At 60.9% G+C, this 19,425-nt stretch carries 16 protein-coding genes; 11 read left to right on the top strand and 5 right to left on the bottom strand.

Annotated elements, in window-relative coordinates; translation table 11 throughout:
• Positions 1-121: 121 nt before the first annotated feature.
• The gene (gene cadR, locus AC1Q6Y_RS00995) at positions 122-571 is read right to left on the bottom strand and encodes a Cd(II)/Pb(II)-responsive transcriptional regulator (protein WP_057712875.1); all 450 of its coding nucleotides are present in this window, start codon (positions 569-571) and stop codon (positions 122-124) included.
• Between the two features lie 93 nt (positions 572-664).
• Between cadR and AC1Q6Y_RS00990 the strand changes: the two genes are divergently transcribed.
• From AC1Q6Y_RS00990 to AC1Q6Y_RS00955, 8 genes are all read left to right on the top strand, one after another.
• A complete protein-coding gene (locus AC1Q6Y_RS00990) occupies positions 665-2,926 on the top strand; it encodes a heavy metal translocating P-type ATPase (protein ID WP_492623919.1) in 2,262 nt (753 codons plus the stop codon).
• A gap of 16 nt (positions 2,927-2,942) precedes the next feature.
• Positions 2,943-3,806 (top strand): LysR family transcriptional regulator, encoded by an 864-nt coding sequence (locus tag AC1Q6Y_RS00985; protein WP_492623918.1) that lies wholly within the window; start codon positions 2,943-2,945, stop codon positions 3,804-3,806.
• A 251-nt stretch (positions 3,807-4,057) separates the two neighbouring features.
• Complete coding sequence (locus AC1Q6Y_RS00980) at positions 4,058-5,134, top strand: putative 2-aminoethylphosphonate ABC transporter ATP-binding protein (protein ID WP_340312852.1); 1,077 nt, start codon at positions 4,058-4,060, stop codon at positions 5,132-5,134.
• Positions 5,134-6,858, top strand: a complete 1,725-nt coding sequence (locus AC1Q6Y_RS00975; protein WP_492623917.1) for a putative 2-aminoethylphosphonate ABC transporter permease subunit — start codon at positions 5,134-5,136, stop codon at positions 6,856-6,858. The genes AC1Q6Y_RS00980 and AC1Q6Y_RS00975 overlap by 1 nt, the downstream gene beginning before the upstream one ends.
• A gap of 38 nt (positions 6,859-6,896) precedes the next feature.
• Complete coding sequence (locus AC1Q6Y_RS00970; RefSeq protein ID WP_492623916.1) at positions 6,897-7,922, top strand: putative 2-aminoethylphosphonate ABC transporter substrate-binding protein; 1,026 nt, start codon at positions 6,897-6,899, stop codon at positions 7,920-7,922.
• 117 nt (positions 7,923-8,039) lie between these two features.
• Positions 8,040-9,173, top strand: coding sequence for a TIGR03364 family FAD-dependent oxidoreductase (locus AC1Q6Y_RS00965; protein ID WP_492623915.1), 1,134 nt, complete (start codon positions 8,040-8,042; stop codon positions 9,171-9,173).
• The gene (locus AC1Q6Y_RS00960; RefSeq protein ID WP_492623914.1) at positions 9,173-9,736 is read left to right on the top strand and encodes a phosphonate degradation HD-domain oxygenase; all 564 of its coding nucleotides are present in this window, start codon (positions 9,173-9,175) and stop codon (positions 9,734-9,736) included. Before AC1Q6Y_RS00965 ends, AC1Q6Y_RS00960 begins: the two co-directional genes overlap by 1 nt.
• A gap of 108 nt (positions 9,737-9,844) precedes the next feature.
• Positions 9,845-10,375: a hypothetical protein gene (locus AC1Q6Y_RS00955; protein WP_057712883.1), complete on the top strand. Its 531-nt coding sequence runs from the start codon at positions 9,845-9,847 to the stop codon at positions 10,373-10,375.
• Positions 10,376-10,384: 9 nt separating this feature from the next.
• On the opposite strand, the gene AC1Q6Y_RS00950 is transcribed toward AC1Q6Y_RS00955, so the two are convergent.
• The gene (locus AC1Q6Y_RS00950; protein WP_492623913.1) at positions 10,385-11,749 is read right to left on the bottom strand and encodes a GTPase/DUF3482 domain-containing protein; all 1,365 of its coding nucleotides are present in this window, start codon (positions 11,747-11,749) and stop codon (positions 10,385-10,387) included.
• Complete coding sequence (locus AC1Q6Y_RS00945; RefSeq protein WP_340312856.1) at positions 11,742-13,112, bottom strand: DUF2868 domain-containing protein; 1,371 nt, start codon at positions 13,110-13,112, stop codon at positions 11,742-11,744. The genes AC1Q6Y_RS00950 and AC1Q6Y_RS00945 overlap by 8 nt, the downstream gene beginning before the upstream one ends.
• An 85-nt stretch (positions 13,113-13,197) precedes the next feature.
• Here AC1Q6Y_RS00945 and AC1Q6Y_RS00940 point away from each other — a divergent pair, with 85 nt between their 5' ends.
• Positions 13,198-13,710, top strand: a complete 513-nt coding sequence (locus tag AC1Q6Y_RS00940; protein WP_057712886.1) for a dihydrofolate reductase — start codon at positions 13,198-13,200, stop codon at positions 13,708-13,710.
• A gap of 130 nt (positions 13,711-13,840) precedes the next feature.
• Here the strand turns inward: AC1Q6Y_RS00940 and AC1Q6Y_RS00935 are convergent, their stop codons facing one another.
• Positions 13,841-15,232, bottom strand: coding sequence for an L-cystine transporter (locus AC1Q6Y_RS00935; protein ID WP_429521767.1), 1,392 nt, complete (start codon positions 15,230-15,232; stop codon positions 13,841-13,843).
• 242 nt (positions 15,233-15,474) lie between these two features.
• Here AC1Q6Y_RS00935 and AC1Q6Y_RS00930 point away from each other — a divergent pair, with 242 nt between their 5' ends.
• Entirely contained in the window at positions 15,475-16,530 is a 1,056-nt protein-coding gene (locus AC1Q6Y_RS00930) for an HAD family hydrolase (RefSeq protein WP_090451974.1), read from the top strand.
• A 539-nt stretch (positions 16,531-17,069) separates the two neighbouring features.
• Positions 17,070-17,357 (top strand): DUF6124 family protein, encoded by a 288-nt coding sequence (locus AC1Q6Y_RS00925; RefSeq protein WP_218494687.1) that lies wholly within the window; start codon positions 17,070-17,072, stop codon positions 17,355-17,357.
• Positions 17,358-17,530: 173 nt separating this feature from the next.
• Here the strand turns inward: AC1Q6Y_RS00925 and ilvD are convergent, their stop codons facing one another.
• On the bottom strand, positions 17,531-19,372 hold the full coding sequence (gene ilvD / locus AC1Q6Y_RS00920) for a dihydroxy-acid dehydratase (RefSeq protein WP_492623912.1): 1,842 nt from the start codon (positions 19,370-19,372) through the stop codon (positions 17,531-17,533).
• Positions 19,373-19,425: the final 53 nt, after the last annotated feature.

Raw genomic sequence — 19,425 nt, 5'->3', positions numbered from 1 at the left:
CCCCTGTAGGAGCGAGCTAGCTCGCGATGGACTCAAGGACGACGCGTTTTTTCAGGCAATACGCGTCATCGTTCACGACCATCGCGAGCAAGCTCGCTCCTACAGGGGGTAGGTGTTGTTTTCAGTGGCCGTGACTACGGCCCACATGGGAATGCTCCACCTCCGTCGCCACCACCCCGCCGCTCACTTCCAGCCGCTGCAAAATCCCGCATTGGTCGATACTTGGCCCTTCGCCGCAGCGTTGGCGCAGGTCGAGCAGTTGCGTCTGCAAGGCCAGCAAGCCGTCGATCCGCGCCTTTACATGGTGGATGTGTTCGTCAATCAGCGCGTTGACGCTTTCACACTGATCCTGCGGACTGTCGCGAAACGCCAGCAGGCTGCGGATTTCTTCGAGCGTCATGTCGAGGGTGCGACAGTTGCGGATGAAGGTCAGGCGCTCGGCGTGGGCCTGGGTATAGACGCGATAATTGCCGTCACTGCGGGCCGGTTCCGGCAGAAGGTTCTCGCGCTCGTAGTAGCGGATCGTTTCCACGGCGCAGTCCGTGAGTTTCGCCAACTCTCCAATTTTCATGACGCCAATCTCCAAAACTCCAGAAAGGGTGCTTGACCCTATAGTGGCTACAGGGTCTTTACTTGGCAACAGGCACTCTTATGGACGCAACCAATGAGCGATTCCCTGCACTCTCACAAACCCGGGGCTGAGCACGAGCACAGCCACAAGCTCAAGCCCGTGCAAAAACATGGCCACGGCGGTCACGGCGACGCCTGCTGCTCATCTAAAGCGGCAGCGCCTGCGCTGGTAAAACTGAGCGAATCGCCGACGCCCGGAGCCCGACTGAGCAGTTTCCGCATCGAGGCAATGGACTGTCCAACTGAACAGACGCTGATTCAGAACAAGCTAAGCAAACTGACCGGCGTGCAGCAGCTTGAGTTCAATCTGATTAATCGGGTGCTCGGCGTAACCCACGATTTGCCCGGTATCGAGCCGATCGTCGAGGCCATCAAATCCTTGGGTATGCAGGCCGAGCCGATGGACCAGGGTGATGAAACCCCGGCGCCCGCGCCCCGGAAAAAGCCGTGGTGGCCTCTGGCACTGTCCGGTGTTGGTGCATTGCTGGCAGAAGTTATCCACTTCACCGGTTTCGCGCCGAACTGGGTGGTGGCGGTTATCGCGCTGGTCTCGATTCTCAGTGGTGGCCTCGGTACTTACAAAAAAGGCTGGATCGCCCTTAAAAACCGCAATCTGAACATCAACGCGCTGATGAGCATTGCCGTGACCGGCGCGGTGCTGATCGGCCAGTGGCCGGAAGCGGCGATGGTGATGTTCCTGTTCACCGTGGCCGAGTTGATCGAGGCCAGGTCCCTTGACCGCGCGCGCAATGCCATCAGCGGTTTGATGCAGATGACGCCGGACACGGCAACGGTGTTGCAGGCTGACGGGAGCTGGCTTGAGCAGGATGTCAAAAACATTGGGCTCGGCGCGCGGGTGCGGGTGCGCCCCGGCGAGCGTATCGGCCTGGATGGCGAAGTGCTGTCCGGTCGCTCGACCATCGATCAGGCGCCAATCACCGGTGAAAGCCTGCCGGTGGAAAAAACCGTCGGCGACAAAGTCTTCGCCGGCACCATCAATCAGGCCGGGTCCCTGGAGTACGAGGTGACCGCCGCGGCGGATAACTCGACCCTGGCTCGCATCATCCACGCCGTCGAGCAGGCCCAGGGCGCGCGTGCGCCGACCCAGCGTTTCGTCGACAGTTTCTCGAAAATCTACACCCCGGCAGTGTTCGTCCTGGCCCTGGCCGTGGCGGTGATCCCGCCATTGTTCATGGGCGAGTTGTGGTTCGACTGGATCTACCGGGCGCTGGTGCTGCTGGTGGTGGCGTGCCCGTGTGCGCTGGTGATCTCCACGCCGGTGACCATCGTCAGCGGCCTCGCGGCGGCGGCGCGTAAAGGCATTTTGGTCAAGGGTGGCGTTTATCTGGAGGGCGGTTACAAGCTCGACTACCTGGCCCTGGACAAGACCGGCACCATCACCCACGGCAAACCGGTGCAGACCGATTACCTGTCGCTGGACCCGACCGCCGATGACTCGGCGCCCGCCATTGCCGCCGCGCTGGCCGGGCGCTCGGATCACCCGGTTTCCCTGGCCATCGCCAAGGCGGCTGTGGATAACCAGACCGCGACGCTGATTGTGGATAACTTCGAAGCGCTGGGCGGGCGCGGGGTGCGCGGCGAGATCAACGGCCAGCTCTACCATCTGGGCAACCATCGTCTTGTGGAGGATCTGGGCCTGTGTTCGCCAGCGCTGGAAGAAAAGCTGTTTGCCCTGGAAAAGCAGGGCAAGTCGGTGGTGCTGCTGCTTGATTCGTCCGGCCCGTTGGCGCTGTTTGCCGTGGCGGATACGGTAAAAGAGTCCAGCCGCGAAGCGATCCGGCAACTGCATGACCTGGGTATCAAAACCCTGATGCTCACGGGCGATAACATCCACACCGCGCAGGCCATTGCAGCACAAGTCGGCATCGACGAGGCCAAGGGCGACCTGTTGCCGGGGGACAAACTGCAGGCTATCGAAACTCTCTATGCTCAAGGGCATCGGGTCGGCATGGTTGGCGACGGCATCAATGATGCGCCTGCACTGGCGCGTTCCGAAATCGGCTTCGCCATGGCCGCTGCGGGCACCGATACCGCAATCGAAACCGCCGATGTCGCCCTGATGGACGACGATCTGCGCAAAGTTCCGGCATTCATTCGCCTGTCCCGGCAGACTTCGAGCATCCTCAAACAGAACATCGCCCTGGCTTTGGTCATCAAGGCGATCTTTCTTGGGGTAACCTTTGCCGGGATCGCTACCATGTGGATGGCAGTGTTCGCCGACATGGGCGTGAGTTTGCTGGTGGTGTTCAACGGTTTGCGCCTGCTGCGCAAGTAAAGGATGAGGGACGGGTGTGCTGAGTGCGGAGCTGAAGGCGTTTTACATGGTGGCCCGCGTGGGCAGCATTACCCAGGCTGCCAAAAAGCTCGGTCTGAGCCAGCCGACGGTGACGACGCAGATCCGCAACCTCGAAAGTCAGTACTCGGTCGAGCTGTTCTATCGCGGCGGCCGGCGTCTCAGCGTCAGTGAGGAGGGCGCGCGGCTGCTGCCGATGGTCAAGGTGCTGATGCAACAGGAAGCCGACATCGAGTTTTTCCTGCGTAACTGCGGTCAGGTCCAGGGTACGCTGCGTATTGCCGCCACGGCACCGTATTACATTCTCGACCTGGTGAAAACGTTCCGCGAGCGCCTGCCGCAGGTGGAGGTGTCAGTGGAAATCGGCAACTCCCAGCAAGTGCTCGAAGCATTGGAGGATTACCGTGTCGATGTCGCCGCCTCTTCGCAGTTACTGGAGGATGCGCGGTTGATTCGCCGGGTACTCGGCAGCGATCCGCTGGTGCTGGCGGTGCATCGCAATCATCCGCTGGCGGTTCACGATCACGTGCCGCTCAGCGCGCTGGCTGGACATACCTTGCTGATGCGTGAGTCGGGCTCGACCACCCGTCGTTTGACCGAAGAGTTATTGGCCAGCGCTGGCGTGTGCTTCGGTCCGCTGCTGGAGATCGGCAGTCGTGAATCGATCCGCGAAGCAGTGCTGCGCAACATCGGTATCAGCATCATTGCCCGTCAGGAAGTGCCCCATGATCCGCAACTGCGGGTGCTGACCATCGAGAATGCACCGCAGATTCCCGAATACCTGTACTGCCTCAAGGAGCGCAAAAACGCGCGGCTGCCGGCGGCGTTTCTGGGGTTGGCGCAGGAAATGTCCCCGGCCTGAATTCTGTGGTGCCTGTACCGACCTCATCGCGAGCAAGCTCGCTCCCACAGGGATTTTGGGTGTTCACACAATCTGTGTTTCACCTCAAACCCACTGTGGGAGCGAGCTTGCTCGCGATGAGGCCAGTTCAGGCAACACAAGACTTAAACCAAAATCCTCCAATACCACTATCGGCAGTTTTTGCCTTACTGCCACATGACGGACTCATTACAACTCTAGGATGGCCCCCATCTGCTCGATGAGGTCCGTCCATGAACAACCCGATCGCAACTGCCCTGACCAACCCCGGCGCACCGATGAAAGTGCGCGGTGTACAGAAGCGTTTTGGCGCCTTCACGGCGCTGGATAACGTGTCCCTCGACGTGGCGGCCGGTGAGCTGGTGTGTCTGCTGGGGCCGTCGGGCTGTGGCAAGACCACCTTGCTGCGCTGCATCGCCGGTCTGGAGAAGCAGGACAGCGGCGAGTTGTACCTGGGCGATCGCGACGTTTCCCACCTGGCGCCCCAGGCGCGGGACTACGGCATTCTGTTCCAGTCCTACGCGTTGTTTCCCAATCTCACCGTCGAAGCGAACATTGCCTACGGCCTCGCCGGCAGCGGTCGTGACGAAGTGCGCCGTCGAGTCGGCCAGATGCTGGAACTGGTCGGCCTGGGCGGCAGCGAGAAAAAGTATCCCGGCCAGTTGTCCGGCGGCCAGCAGCAGCGGGTTGCACTGGCTCGCGCCCTGGCCCCGGCACCTTCGCTATTGCTGCTGGACGAACCGATGTCGGCCCTCGATGCCCGGGTGCGCGAGCATCTGTGCACCGAGTTGCGCCAACTGCAACGCAACCTCGGCATCACTACCCTGATGGTCACCCATAATCAGGACGAGGCCATGCTGATGGCCGACCGTATCGCCGTGATGAACAACGGCAAGGTCGAGCAGTACGCCACGCCGCAGGAAATCTACAACCGCCCGGCCACGCCATTCGTGGCGGAGTTCGTCGGCCAGGGTAACTGGCTACCCTTCCAGCGCAACAGCGACAGCCACGCCCAGGTCGGCGGGATGAACATGCGTCTGGCCGAAGGCAGCGCCAAGTCCGCGTCGGGCCGTTTGTTCTGCCGGCCGGAAGCGATCAACGTCAACCCACTGGTGCACGAGGAAAACCTGTTCCCGGCCAAGGTTCGTGAAATCACCTTCCTCGGCAATCGCTGCCGCATGAGCTTCGAGCTCGATCAGTTGCCGGGGCACCCGCTGTTGGCGGAGTTGGCGCCAGAAGCCATGCCGCGCCTTGGTGCCCAGCAGATCATGGTCGCCTTGCCGCCGCGTAGCCTGCAGGTGTTTGCCTGATGAGCGCGAACATCGCGCTGCCGCTGCGGCGCAAGCAGGTTCGGCAGACCACCCGCGCCGAGATCGGTGACCGGTTGTTCGTGGTCGGCGGCAAAGTCCTCATGCTGGTGTTGTTGGGCGTTGCCGTATTGATGCCGTTGCTGGCGATCTTCTGGCGCGGTTTCAGCGCCGAGGCCGGGCAGGGCGGTGGCTGGGTCGCAGCGAAAGAGCTGGTGACCAGCGAGAACTTCCACTGGTTGCTCGGTAACAGCCTGAAGGTTTCCCTCAGTGTCGCGGCCATTGTCGTACCGCTGGCCTACCTGTTTGCCTACGCGCTGCAACGAACCTTGATTCCCGCCAAAGGCATTTGGCGTGGCATTTCCCTGCTGCCATTGATGGCGCCGTCGATGTTGCCCGGCATCGCGCTGGTTTATCTGTTCGGCAACCAGGGCATGCTGCGTGGCCTGCTCTCGGACAACATCTACGGCTTCTGGGGCATTGTGCTTGGTGAAGTCATCTACACCTTCCCGCACGCCTTGATGATTCTTCTGTCGGCCCTGTCCCTGGCCGATGCGCGACTGTTCGATGCCGCCTCCAGCATGGGCGCGAGTCCTGCAAAAGCCTTCCGCAGCATCACCTGGCCGGCGACCCGTCAGGCCGTGTTCGCCGCATTCTGTCTGGTGTTCACCCTGACCATCACTGACTTCGGCGTACCAGTGGTTGTCGGTGGCGACTATCAAGTGTTGGCGCTGGAGGCCTACAAGGCGGTGGTCGGCCAGCAACAGTTCGGTCGTGGCGCGTTGATCGGCATGGTGTTGCTGCTACCGGCGCTGTTCAGCTTCGGGGTCGATGCCTGGTTGCGTCGGCGTCACGGTGATTCCATGAGCGGTCGTGCCCAGGTGTTCAAACCCGCGCCGTCGAAGCTGCGCGACAGCTGCTACCTGGCCATCGTCCTGCTGATCTGCGCCGCGTTGCTGCTGGTGTTCGGCATGGCGGTGTTCTCGTCCCTGGTGAAGTTCTGGCCGTACAACCTGTCGCTGTCGCTCAACCATTATCAGTTCAACGAAACCGCCGGCGGTGGCTGGCTGGCCTACGGCAACAGCCTGAAGATGGCCTTGGGCACGGCGTTGATCGGCAGCCTGCTGATCTTCACCGGCGCCTACCTGATGGAAAAAACCAAGGGTCAGCGCGGCCTGAACCTGACCCTGCGCATGCTCAGTTTCGTGCCGATGGCGGTGCCGGGCCTGGTGCTTGGGTTGGGCTACGTCTTCTTCTTCAACCTCACCGGCAACCCGCTGCATGTGCTCTACGGCAGCATGACGCTGCTGATCGTCTGCACCATTGCTCACTATTTGACCACCGCACAAATGACCGCCACTACCGCGCTGCGTCAACTCGATGCCGAGTTCGAAGCCGCCGCGCTGTCGCTCAAGGCGCCGCTGTACCGCCACTACCTGCGCGTCACTGTGCCGATCTGCCTGCCGGCGCTACTGGACATCGTGCGCTACCTGTTCGTCTCGGCCATGACCACCGTCTCGGCGGCGATCTTCCTCTACAGCCCCGACACCATCCTCGCGGCAGTGGCGGTGCTGAACATGGATGACGCCGGCAACGTCGGCGGTGCAGCGGCGATGTCGACCCTGATCCTGATTACCTCGGCGGGCGTGTCCCTGCTGCTGGCCTGGGCCTCGCGCGGTTTGCTGCGCCGCTCCCAGGCCTGGCGGCAGACCACACCCGGTCATTGAATCTGCACAACCCCTCAACTCAAAAACAGGAAAAGATCATGTTCAAGCCCCTGGCCCTGGCCGCTGCTGTCCTCACTGCTTTCAGCCTGAACGCCTTTGCGGCGAAAACCGAGTTGACGGTGTACACCGCTCTCGAAGCCGAACAACTGAAGACCTACAAGCAAGCGTTCGAAAAGGCCAACCCGGACGTCGAAATCAAATGGGTGCGTGATTCCACCGGCATCATCACCGCCAAACTGCTGGCCGAAAAAGCCCGTCCGCAGGCTGACGCCGTGTGGGGCCTGGCCGCTTCGAGCCTGGCGATTCTCGATCAGCAAGGCATGCTGCAAAGCTACGCGCCGAAAGACCTGGGCAAGATCGGCGCCAACTACCGCGACGCGGCCAACCCACCGGCCTGGGTCGGCATGGACGTGTGGGCCGCGACCATTTGTTTCAACACCGTCGAAGCCGAGAAGCAGGGCCTGACCAAGCCCGTGAGCTGGCAGGACCTGACCAAGCCTGAGTACAAAGGCAAGATCGTCATGCCAAACCCGGCATCGTCCGGCACCGGTTTTCTCGACGTCAGCGCCTGGCTGCAAACCTTCGGCGAGAAGCAGGGCTGGGCCTACATGGACGGCCTGCACCAGAACATCGGCCAGTACGTTCACTCCGGCTCCAAGCCTTGCAAACTGGCGGCTGCTGGTGAATTCCCAATCGGTATTTCCTTCGAGTACCCGGCTGTTCAACTGAAACGCCAGGGCGCACCGCTGGACATCATCCTGCCGAAGGAAGGCCTGGGTTGGGAGATCGAAGCGACTGCCGTGATCAAGGGCACTGCCCACGAAGAGGCGGCGAAGAAACTGGCTGACTTCTCGGCCAGCCCTGAGGCGATGGAGCTCTACAAGGAAAACTTCGCCGTGCTCGCCCAGCCTGGCATCGCCAAGCCACAGACCGAACTGCCGGCCGACTACGAACAACGCCTGATCAAGAACGACTTCGCCTGGGCCTCGAAGAACCGCGACGAGATCCTGACCGAGTGGCGCAAGCGCTATGACGGCAAGTCCGAGAAAGTGGCGGCCAAGTAAGATCTTTATCGGCTGAAAGGGCCTCATCGCGAGCAAGCTCGCTCCCACAGGAGTACGCATCCCAATGTGGGAGCGGGCTTGCTCGCGAAAGCGGTTTCAAATTCAGGACAAGACCCCATGACACAACACAACGACATGCTGATCGTCGGCGCCGGCATCCTGGGTTTGTCCCACGCGTATGCCGCCGCCAAGCGCGGTCTCAAGGTCACGGTTTTCGAGCGTAGCGCAACGCCCCTCGGCGCTTCGGTGCGCAACTTCGGCCAGGCACTGGTCACCGGCCAGCCGCCGGGGCCGATGCTGGAACTGGCCCGCGCCAGTCGCGGAATCTGGGGTGATTGGGCCCAGCTCGCCGGCCTGCAACTCAAGCGCAATGGCTCGTACCTGTTCGCCCGCACCGAGGCGGAAGAACAGCTGCTGCAAGCCTTTTGCGATGGCCGCGCGGTGGAGCACGGTTACCGTGTCGACCTGTTGCGCGGTGCCGCATTGCGCGATTTGTACGACGGTCAGTTCCGCCATCATCGCGCTGCGTTGCATGGCATGGACGATCAGCAGTTGTATTCCCGCGAAGCGATTCCGGCGTTGATCGATTTCCTGCGCCGCGACCTGGGGGTCAAGTTTCACTTCTCCACCCTGGTGCGCGATATCGAGCCGGGTCGCCTGCACAGCACCGCCGGCAGCTTCAGTGCCGAGCAGATCATTGTCTGCTCCGGCCACGATTATCAGACGTTACTGGCCGAACAGATCGCTGAACTCGAGCCGCAAATTTGCCGCCTGCAAATGCTCCGCGCCCGACCGCAAATCCACCTCAACCTGCAACACGCGTTGCTCACCGGTTTGAGCTGCGTGCACTACGGCGCCTTCGCCGACCTGCCGGAGGCCGCGGCGGTACAGGCAGAAATCCTGCAGTACGCGTCGCACCTGCACGAAAACGGCATCCACCTGCTGATCAGCCCGACGCCCTATGGCGAGTTGATCATTGGCGATTCGCACCATTACGGCAGCGATCCGTCGCCCTTCAATGCCGAGCAGGTCGATGACTGGATGATCGAGCTGGCCGAGCAAACTCTGGGCTGCAAGGTGCAGGTGGTCGAACGCTGGCAGGGGGTCTATGGTTCACGGGGGCCGGGACCGTTTTCGTTCCTGCGCCCGGCAAAAGGCCTGAGCGTGGCGTTGATGCACACCGGTGTCGGCATGAGCGTCGGGCCGGCGATGGCTGAACGAAACATCGCAGCTGTGTTGGGGGAAATCTGATGGGGCGCAATGAACAAGTCGTCGCCGAAGTATTCAGTCTGTACGAGCGTTTTGGCGACAGCGATTACATCGGTGAACCGGTTTCGCAGATCGAGCACATGTCCCAGGCGGCGGAACTGGCCATGGCCGAAGGCTTCGACGATGAAGTGGTGCTGGCGGCGTTCTTTCATGACATCGGGCATATCTGTGGCGAAAGCGCGGAGAACATGGGCGGCTTCGGCGTTGTCAGCCATGAGCGTCTGGGCGCGGATTATCTGCGCCGTGCCGGCTTCAGCGAGCGTATGGCTCGGCTGGTCGAATACCACGTGCAGGCCAAGCGTTACCTGACGCTCAAGGAGGCGGGATACTACGAGCGCTTGAGTGAAGCCAGTCGCCGAACCCTGGAACATCAGGGCGGGGTGATGACGGTTGAAGAGGCTGAGATCTTTGAAAAGGATCCGCTGTGCGCGGTCAGTTTGCGCATGCGACAGTGGGATGAGTTGGCCAAGGAGATGAACGTGCCGCTTCTCGATCTCGATATTCTGAAGCGCAAGGCTTTAGGCCTTTTGCCCAAGGCGGCTTGAACGACAAGTGTTGCTGAAACCCCCTACAAGATGAAGAGACTATTCGAGCAGAACGTTTCAGCGGGACGGGATAGCTTGATCGACCCTATATTGATTTGAGCTATCCACATGCGTTATTTGAAAGTCACTGCCCAGGACCGAAGCGCGAACGGCAGGGCTGACACCGTGCTCCTGCATTTCTTCGAAGAGACTAACGGTGCCGAAGATCTGCTCGTTCACAAGGCATATGCACTGGATATCACTGCCGATGGCAAAGTTGATTTTCAGATTGGCGATGTGAACAACGACGGTAAGGAAAACACCAAGGACGAACGGTTACTCAAATCGTTTGCAGACGCGTTCCTGCGGCTCAAGTGGTTCAATCGTGGAAATACCTGGGACCGTTATCTCAAGATATTTACAGAGGACTTTGCCAAGGACGACTCGCCAGACACCGTACGTCTGCACTTTCATGAGGGTGTCGGCAAACCGTCAGATCAAAGCATCGTTTACACGGCCTCTGCCTACGACACCAATAACGACGGCAAGCTGGATTGGGTGATCAATTACGATATGGATAACGATGGCGATCAGGATGCAGTGGACCAACAGCTTGCCTCGGTGCTAAGCGCCACGTATCTGAAGTTCAACTGGCGCTGATCAACCGTATCAAAGCTGCTGCGCCAACACCTCAACCTGCTCTTGGCGCTCCGCCTGATTCAACTTCGGATGCGCATTGAGCGACGACCACTGCGGATGCGCCCGCGCCTTGTTCAGGGCCTCGGGCAGTTTGCCTTCGCGCCAGGTTTTATCCTGTGGCGTGGCCACCTGAATGCTGTCCATCGCCGCGTGCCCGCGGGCATTGAGCGCTTGCAGCAATTGCCGCTGGCGCAGCGCCAACAGGCGCAGCACGTTGTCATCCACCGTCAGTTCGCGCTGGCCCTTGAGCTTGCCGAGCAAGCGGCTGCCATAACTGCGGGCGGTTTGCAGCGCGCCGCCGGCAATCGCACCGGCCAATGCCGCCGCGCCTAGCGTGATGCCGCCCACCAGCAAATCGACCCCGGCCCCGGCAGCTGCACCCGCTGCGATACCACCACCGACCCGAACGCCCAGTTGTTTCAGGGTTTCCGGGTTGAACAAATCGTCGCCCCAACGACCGTCGAGCAGCGGCAAATCACTGGCCGCGGCATCCTGTGGGCGGAAGGCGTATAGCTTGAGCAGGGACTCGACGCAACGCTGCTCACGCTGGCGCACGGCTTTGCGCAGTTCGCTGATCGCCTGTTGTTCCTGCTCGGCTTCACTGACCACACTGCGTCGGCAGGCCGCGCAATCAATCAGCAATTCGGCAATCAATCGCTCTGCACTTTGTTGACGAGCCAGACGCTGGGCTTGCTGATCGGCGATCAGGCGTTCGAGTTGCGGCCGGGCAGTTTCCAGTAACAAGGCGAGACTTTCATAGAGTCGACGCTCGCCATCCTCCGGCGGCGCGACGCTGTCGAAGCGCACCAAGGCATGCAAGCCCAGCCGCGCCAGCGCTTCACGCCATGCCGGTTCGCGGTGGTTGGCGCTGCTGACGAAATTCAGCACCGGCAGCAAGGGCTTGCCGCAACCGGCCAGCACTTCCAGCTCGTCGCGATACTTGGCGAGCACCGGCTCTCGGGCGTCGATCACGTAGAGCCCGGCGTCCGACGCCAGCAACTGGCGCAGCACTTTGGCCTCCTGTTCGAAGCGTTGCCGGGCTTCGCTGCCATCCAGGAAACGCGCCAGCCGCGCCGGGCCGTCGAGGCGTTCGCCAGGCCGCTCCAGGCGTTCGAGGTAGTCGAGCAGGGCGATGGCATCTTCCAGGCCGGGAGTGTCGTAGAGATCGAGCAGCGGCTCGCCGTCCACCGAAAGACGGGCGCCTTCGACGTGCCGTGTAGTGCTGGGACGATGGGACACTTCACCGAAGCCGACGTCGCGGGTCAGGGTGCGCAGCAGTGAGGTTTTACCGACGTTGGTGTGGCCGACCACGGCGAGTTTCAGGGGATTAGTCATGACCCGTCTCCAGCCAGTTCATCGGTGCACAATCGGCAAACGGCAGCTCAAGCTGTTGCAGCGCCACGTGCCAGTCGCCCAGGCGCTCGGCGTCCAGCGCTTCACCGGGGGGCGCCTGCAACAACCACACGCGGGTGGCGCTGGCGCTGCGGGCCAGTTCGGCAATCAGGGCCAGGCTGCCGCGATCCGGCGAGCGCCGTGGATCGCACGCAATGGCCAGGCGTGCCGGGGGAAAGCGGGTCAATTGTTCGAGGAGTTTGTGTCGCGATTCGCGGCTGTCGAGGATGCCAGCGTTGCTCACGTTTTTCGGCAATTGCGGTGGCCACGGGCGGTCGTCGTCCAGCTCGATGGCGACCAATAGAGCACCATCACTTTGTTGTTCGCTGACGCCGCTTTCCACGCGATGCAGTTGCTCAGGCGCCGCATCGCTGATGCCGAGACGCTCGCTGGTGGGCATCAAGCGTTCGCGAAGCTGTGCGTAGCCGGGCAGGTTCAAATCCAGGCGGAGCGCCGTTTGCCCGGATTTCCAGCGCCACAGGCAAAACAGTGCGAGCAGCAGGCGCGGCAAAATCCCATAGACCAGCAGAACGCCAACCAGCCATGCTGCCCAGGCCTGGCGCGCGCTTTCGATACTCAGTGCGGCGTCGCCGCTGGCACGGATCATCTGCTCGGTGGGAACACTGAAACCGAGCAGGGCCGGCAGGGCGCCAAGCGCCTGGGTTACGGCAATAAAGGTGTCGGCACTGAGGATGGTGGTTTCCCAGACGAAGCCGTAGCGCCGGGTTGCCATCAGTGTCAGCAGAATGACCAAGGCGCTGATCATCGCCAGCAACCACAGGCCGTTGACCACTACGCCGATGGCCCAGCGATTGAGCTTCTGCCGTTGCAACAACAGGAGCAGGGCGGGGGCCAGTTGCGTGGCCTTGGCGTCCCGGGCGAGTTTTTCACTTAGCCACAGCCATAGTCGCCCGAGGCTGGCGCCGTGTTCTCCGGCAAACGCCAGGCCCAGGGCCCAACTCAGCAGCAGGATCAGGTTGAGCCCGAGCAGGCTGCCCAAGGCCCAGAACACATTCACCGGGTGCAGGCCATCGCCCATTGCAGCAAAGGCCAGGCCGGCGCCGCTGATCACCGCCAGCACCGCCATTACGATCAGCGCCAGTCGTGCGCCTTGCAGCCAGTGTTTGAGGGCCGTAACCAAGCCATCACGTTCAGCCAGCCACAGGGCCCGGCGTTCAATGCGCGACGGCAAATCACCGCCGACGCTGCGGGCCAGCCGGTTGGCTTCAAGGTCTTCCAGGGGGCCTGCGTGTTCTTCGCGCAGTCGGATGGTTTCTGTCAGCCAGAGGGTATTGAGTTCAGTCACGCGGCATCCCGTCGCTTCATTGAGCTGTGAGCATAACCGCTGTGGCGCTTATCGGCGAAAGCGAGGCTCTGGTATCCTCGCCGGCATGACTAAATCACTCCCCCTCAGCCTGATCGCAGCCCTCGGTGAAAACCGTGTGATCGGCGTCGACAACAGCATGCCCTGGCACTTGCCGGGGGACTTTAAATATTTCAAGGCCACCACCCTGGGCAAGCCGATCATCATGGGGCGCAAGACCTGGGACTCACTCGGTCGTCCGTTGCCGGGTCGCTTGAACATCGTGGTCAGCCGTCAGGCGGATCTGCAGCTCGAAGGCGCGGAGGTTTATCCGTCGCTGGAAGCCGCCGTTGTCCGCGCCGAAGCATGGGCGAAGGAACAGGGCGTTGATGAGTTGATGCTGATTGGCGGTGCGCAGTTGTATGCGCAAGGGCTGGCGCAGGCTGATCGGTTATACCTGACCCGCGTGGCACTGAGCCCGGAAGGGGATGCGTGGTTTCCGGAATTTGATTTGGGCCAGTGGAAGCTGGTTTCCAACACCGAAAATCCGGCGGTGGATGACAAGCCGGCCTACAACTTCGAAGTCTGGGAAAAGGTTTAAAAGCATCGTCGGATCGCCGCCCGGAACAAGCTCGCTCCCACAGTGTTTTGAGGTGAATCACAAATTGTGTGAACACCACAGATCCCTGTGGGAGCGAGCTTGCTCGCGATAGCGGTCTAACTGACGCTACTCAAGCCTGAGCCAACGCCGAATGCTCATCCGCATCCAGCAATTCTTTATCAGTCTGCTGCATCACCTGACTGGTAATCGCCCCAGCCGTGATCGAACCACTCACATTCAACGCCGTACGCCCCATATCAATCAGTGGCTCGACCGAAATCAGCAACGCCACCAGTGACACCGGCAAGCCCATCGCCGGCAGTACGATCAGCGCCGCAAACGTCGCGCCGCCACCCACTCCGGCCACACCGGCCGAGCTCAGCGTGACAATCGCCACCAGCGTCGCGATCCACAGCGGGTCCAGCGGGTTGATGCCCACGGTCGGCGCCACCATCACCGCCAACATCGCCGGGTACAGACCGGCACAACCATTCTGGCCGATGGTCGCGCCGAACGAAGCGGCGAAACTGGCGATGGACTGCGGGATGCCCAAACGACTGGTCTGCGCTTCGATGCTCAACGGAATCGTCGCAGCGCTGGAGCGGCTGGTGAAGGCAAACGTCAGCACCGGCCAGATCTTGCGGAAGAAGCGTAGCGGATTGATCCCGGCGGCCGACACCAGCACGCCATGCACCACAAACATCAGGCCAAGGCCGATGTAAGACACCACGACGAAACTGCCGAGCTTGATGATGTCTTGCAGGTTGGAGCCGGCGACCACTTTGGTCATCAGCGCCAGCACGCCGTACGGGGTCAGCTTCATCACCAGACGCACCAGGCGCATCACCCAGGCTTGCAGGGTGTCGATGGCGTTGATCACTTTCTGACCTTTCTCGGCATCATCCTTGAGCAGTTGTAGCGCCGCGACACCCAGGAACGCAGCGAAAATCACCACACTGATGATCGACGTCGGCTTGGCTCGCGCCAGATCGGCGAACGGGTTTTGCGGAATGAACGACAGCAACAGCTGCGGCACATTCAGGTCGGCGACCTTGCCGGCGTAATCGGTCTGGATGGTTTGCAGACGCGCCATTTCCTGGGTGCCGGCCACCAGGCCTTCGGCGGTCAGGCCGAACAGGTTGGTCAGGCCGATGCCGATCAACGCCGCGATGGCCGTGGTGAACAGCAGCGTGCCGATGGTCAGGAAGCTGATCTTGCCCAGCGATGAGGCGTTGTGCAGGCGGGCCACGGCGCTGAGGATCGAGGCGAACACCAGCGGGATCACGATCATTTGCAGCAATTGCACATAACCGTTGCCCACCAGATCGAACCAGCCGATCGAGGCTTTCAGCACCGGATTACCGGCACCGTAGACAGTGTGCAAGGCCACACCGAATGCCACGCCCAGCACCAGTGCGAGCAGGACTTTTTTCGCCAGGCTCCAAGTGGTGTGGCGGGTTTGCGCCAGGCCCAGGAGCAGGGCGAGGAACACCAGCAGATTGAGAATCAGCGGCAGATTCATTGGAACTCCCATTAGACTTTTGCCAGCTGCCTTCCGGGGCAGCTGCGAACCGGCAAGCCTAACAGCTTGAAAACTAATGAATTAATATCAAAAACGCATGGTGTCCGTCGTTTTTGGAATAAGTGGGTGTCGCTGTCAGAAATGCAACTGGCGCGAAATGGACACAGGCAGTCGCTGACAGACGAGGACTGTCACACTTATTTGTTAGCGTCGATCTCTTTCACATTCAGGGAGAAACGCCGATGAAGTTCGCACCGAAATTACTGGCTGCAGCACTTTGCCTGGGCCTTGCCGGCCAGGTTTTCGCAACGGATCTGAAACACTGGCCAGCCGATCAGGCCAAGGCACTGGACGCGATGATCGCGGCCAACGCCAACAAAGGTAACTACGCGGTGTTCGACATGGACAACACCAGTTACCGCTATGACCTGGAAGAGTCGCTGCTGCCGTTCATGGAGAACAAGGGACTGATCACCCGCGACAAGCTCGATCCCTCCCTGAAACTGATGCCGTTCAAGGACACCGCCGACCACAAGGAAAGCCTGTTCAGCTACTACTACCGCCTCTGTGAACTCGACGACATGGTTTGCTATCCATGGGTCGCCCAGGTGTTCTCCGGCTTTACGCTCAAGGAGCTCAAGGGCTACGTCGACGAGATGATGGCGTCCGGCAAACCAGTGCCGGCCACTTATTACGAAGGCGATGTGGTCAAGAAGCTCGACGTCAACCCGCCGAAAATCTTCACTGGCCAGCAAGAGCTGTACAACAAACTGATGGAGAACGGCATCGAGGTCTACGTGATGACCGCCGCCTCCGAAGAGCTGGTGCGCATGGTCGCGGCCGATCCGAAGTACGGCTACAACGTAAAACCGCAGAACGTGATCGGCGTGTCGCTGCTGCTCAAGGACCCGAAGACTGGCGAGCTGACCACTGCGCGCAAGCAGATCACCGCCGGCAAGTATGACGAGAAGGCCAACCTCGGCCTTGAACTGACCCCATACCTGTGGACCCCGGCGACCTGGATGGCCGGCAAGCACGCGGCAATCCTGACCTACATCGATGAGTGGAAAAAACCGGTGCTGGTCGGCGGCGATACCCCGACCAGTGATGGTTACATGTTGTTCCACAGTGTTGACGTGGCCAAGGGTGGCATCCACCTGTGGGTCAATCGCAAGGACAAATACATGACCCAGATTAACGGCATGATGGCCAAGAATGCCGCGGCCCAGGCCAAGGAAGGGATGACGGTGACTGCCGACAAGAACTGGGTGATCGTCAAGCCTGAAGAAATCCAGTAATTGTAGGAGCGAGCTTGCTCGCGATGGTCGTTAACGATGACGCGTGCTGTCTGATTTGACGCGGTGTCCTTGCGTTCATCGCGAGCAAGCTCGCTCCTACAGTTTGATCAGTGTTGTTCCCCAATCCAGTGTTCAACGCAGATCCATTGTGGGAGCGAGCTTGCTCGCGATGAGGCCAGTCGGTGCAATGAAAGCCTCCGTTTGATCGACATCTCCTGACAGTCGCAACCTACGCTTTCTTGCGTAAGGGACTACGACTACGCCAGAATCCGCCGGCTTGTGCGCCTTACTCCCGGACTCTACCGTCTACCTGTCGCTGAACATCAGTGATCGGGTTTGGTAGCCTGGCTGTGTAGGGTGCAAAGCATCATGATTTGCAGACGTTCTTGCGTCTCTGCTTTTTATGGTGGTCATGCACAGGGCGCTTTCGGGCGCGCCGGTTTCCTTACACCCCGGTCTACCAACCTGCGCATGGCCGCCACCTTCGTTTGGTAGCGAGGGTGATGGCTCCTTGTCTTATGGTGTAAGGAGTTTTATCAATGCTGAAAATTACCCCCGATCCTCCCGAATCAAACAACCTCTCCGCCCACATCAACGCCACCCCGCGCAAACCCAGCCGAACATTCCTGATCGCGCCCGGCCTCGACACCGAAACCCTGTTGGCCCACGCCTGCGAATCACTCGCCTCGGCCAATGTCATGGCCAACGATTTCGCCGGCCTGCTGGAAGGCTCCCAACGCAGCACGATGCTGGGGATTGCGCAGGTCATCATGCTGGGCGAGCTGGCGGTGAATCAGGCTCTCGATAATCTCGATCCACAAAATTAACTTGTAGGAGCGAGCTTGCTCGCGATGGTCGTTAACGATAACGTTGGAAACCTGACACCCAGCGGCGTTCTCCAGTCCATCGCGAGCAGGCTCGCTCCTACAGGTGATAGGTGACCGGCAGAAACAAAAATGCCCCGCACATGGCGGGGCATTTTTTGTTCAACGGTTAAGCCTTACAGCCCGTCGAGCATCGCCTTGTTGCGCACCGCACCCTTGTCGGCACTGGTCGCCAGCAGGGCGTAGGCTTTCAGGGCGGTGGTCACTTTACGTGGACGCACTTCCACCGGCTTCCAGCCTTTCTTGTCCTGCTTGACCCGGCGTGCCGCCAGTTCTTCGTCGCTGACCAACAGGTTGATCGAGCGGTTCGGAATGTCGATCAGCACTTTGTCGCCGTCCTGCACCAGGCCAATCGCGCCGCCGGCAGCCGCTTCAGGCGAAGCGTGGCCGATGGACAGACCGGAAGTACCGCCGGAGAAACGGCCGTCGGTGAGCAGGGCGCAGGCTTTGCCCAGGCCTTTGGATTTCAGGTACGAAGTCGGGTAGAGCATTTCCTGCATGCCCGGGCCGCCTTTCGGGCCTTCGTAGCGAATGATGACGATGTCGCCTTCTTTCACTTCGTCGGCGAGGATGCCGCGTACGGCGCTGTCCTGGCTTTCGAAGATCTTCGCGTTGCCTTCGAACACGTGGATCGATTCGTCGACGCCAGCGGTTTTCACCACGCAGCCATCCAGAGCGATGTTGCCGTAGAGCACGGCCAGGCCGCCTTCTTGCGAGTAAGCGTGCTCGACACTGCGGATGCAGCCGTTTTCACGGTCGTCGTCCAGGGTTTCCCAGCGGGTCGACTGGCTGAACGCGGTTTGCGTCGGGATGCCCGCAGGACCGGCCTTGAAGAAGTGATGCACGGCTTCGTCGTTGGTCTGGGTGATGTCCCACTTGGCGATGGCTTCTTCCATGCTGCGGCTGTGCACGGTCGGTAGCTGGGTGTGCAGCAAGCCACCACGGGCCAGCGAACCGAGGATGCTGAAGATCCCGCCGGCACGGTGCACGTCTTCCATGTGGTACTTCTGGATGTTCGGCGCGACCTTGCACAGTTGTGGCACGTTGCGAGAAAGACGGTCGATGTCGCGCAGATCGAAATCGATCTCGGCTTCCTGGGCGGCAGCCAGCAAGTGCAGGATGGTGTTGGTGGAACCGCCCATGGCGATGTCCAGGGTCATGGCGTTTTCGAACGCCTGGAAGTTGGCGATGTTGCGCGGCAGTACCGACTGGTCGTTCTCGCCGTAGTAACGCTTGCACAGCTCGACGATGGTGCGGCCGGCCTGCAGGAACAGCTGCTCACGGTCGCTGTGGGTGGCCAGGGTCGAACCGTTGCCCGGCAATGCCAGACCCAGCGCTTCGACCAGGCAGTTCATCGAGTTGGCGGTGAACATGCCGGAGCACGAACCGCAGGTCGGGCAGGCGCTACGCTCGTACTCGGCGACTTTCTCGTCAGAAGCGCTGGAGTCGGCGGCGATCACCATGGCGTCGACCAGGTCGAGGCCGTGGGAAGCGAGTTTGGTCTTGCCGGCTTCCATCGGGCCGCCGGAGACGAAGATCACCGGGATGTTCAGGCGCAGTGACGCCATCAGCATGCCAGGGGTGATCTTGTCGCAGTTGGAGATGCACACGATGGCGTCGGCGCAGTGGGCGTTGACCATGTACTCGACGGAGTCGGCAATGATCTCGCGACTCGGCAGCGAATACAGCATGCCGTCGTGGCCCATGGCGATGCCGTCGTCCACGGCGATGGTGTTGAATTCTTTTGCCACACCGCCAGCGCGTTCGATCTCGCGGGCGACCAGTTGGCCCAGGTCCTTGAGGTGGACGTGGCCCGGTACGAACTGGGTGAAGGAGTTGGCAATGGCGATGATCGGCTTCTTGAAGTCGTCATCTTTCATCCCCGTGGCGCGCCACAGTGCGCGGGCGCCGGCCATGTTGCGGCCGTGGGTGGATGTTTTCGAGCGGTAATCAGGCATGAAGCACTCCGGGCGGCTAATCAGGTATCAAAAGGGAAGTGAGCTTCTATTGA

Source organism: Pseudomonas sp. GW823-FHT06E10, from assembly GCF_058794995.1.
The sequence above is the reverse complement of the archived record's forward strand: the minus strand, read 5'-3'. Positions and strand labels throughout refer to the sequence as shown.

What these genes read in the sequence shown, in the direction of transcription:
- ilvD (WP_492623912.1), bottom strand. Translation starts at nt 19,372, where the DNA reads ATGCCTGATTACCGCTCGAAAACATCCACCCACGGCCGCAACATGGCC.
- AC1Q6Y_RS00970 (WP_492623916.1), top strand. Translation starts at nt 6,897, where the DNA reads ATGTTCAAGCCCCTGGCCCTGGCCGCTGCTGTCCTCACTGCTTTCAGC.
- AC1Q6Y_RS00965 (WP_492623915.1), top strand. Translation starts at nt 8,040, where the DNA reads ATGACACAACACAACGACATGCTGATCGTCGGCGCCGGCATCCTGGGT.
- AC1Q6Y_RS00940 (WP_057712886.1), top strand. Translation starts at nt 13,198, where the DNA reads ATGACTAAATCACTCCCCCTCAGCCTGATCGCAGCCCTCGGTGAAAAC.
- AC1Q6Y_RS00930 (WP_090451974.1), top strand. Translation starts at nt 15,475, where the DNA reads ATGAAGTTCGCACCGAAATTACTGGCTGCAGCACTTTGCCTGGGCCTT.
- AC1Q6Y_RS00950 (WP_492623913.1), bottom strand. Translation starts at nt 11,749, where the DNA reads ATGACTAATCCCCTGAAACTCGCCGTGGTCGGCCACACCAACGTCGGT.
- AC1Q6Y_RS00935 (WP_429521767.1), bottom strand. Translation starts at nt 15,232, where the DNA reads ATGAATCTGCCGCTGATTCTCAATCTGCTGGTGTTCCTCGCCCTGCTC.
- AC1Q6Y_RS00975 (WP_492623917.1), top strand. Translation starts at nt 5,134, where the DNA reads ATGAGCGCGAACATCGCGCTGCCGCTGCGGCGCAAGCAGGTTCGGCAG.
- cadR (WP_057712875.1), bottom strand. Translation starts at nt 571, where the DNA reads ATGAAAATTGGAGAGTTGGCGAAACTCACGGACTGCGCCGTGGAAACG.
- AC1Q6Y_RS00980 (WP_340312852.1), top strand. Translation starts at nt 4,058, where the DNA reads ATGAACAACCCGATCGCAACTGCCCTGACCAACCCCGGCGCACCGATG.
- AC1Q6Y_RS00955 (WP_057712883.1), top strand. Translation starts at nt 9,845, where the DNA reads ATGCGTTATTTGAAAGTCACTGCCCAGGACCGAAGCGCGAACGGCAGG.
- AC1Q6Y_RS00990 (WP_492623919.1), top strand. Translation starts at nt 665, where the DNA reads ATGAGCGATTCCCTGCACTCTCACAAACCCGGGGCTGAGCACGAGCAC.
- AC1Q6Y_RS00925 (WP_218494687.1), top strand. Translation starts at nt 17,070, where the DNA reads ATGCTGAAAATTACCCCCGATCCTCCCGAATCAAACAACCTCTCCGCC.
- AC1Q6Y_RS00960 (WP_492623914.1), top strand. Translation starts at nt 9,173, where the DNA reads ATGGGGCGCAATGAACAAGTCGTCGCCGAAGTATTCAGTCTGTACGAG.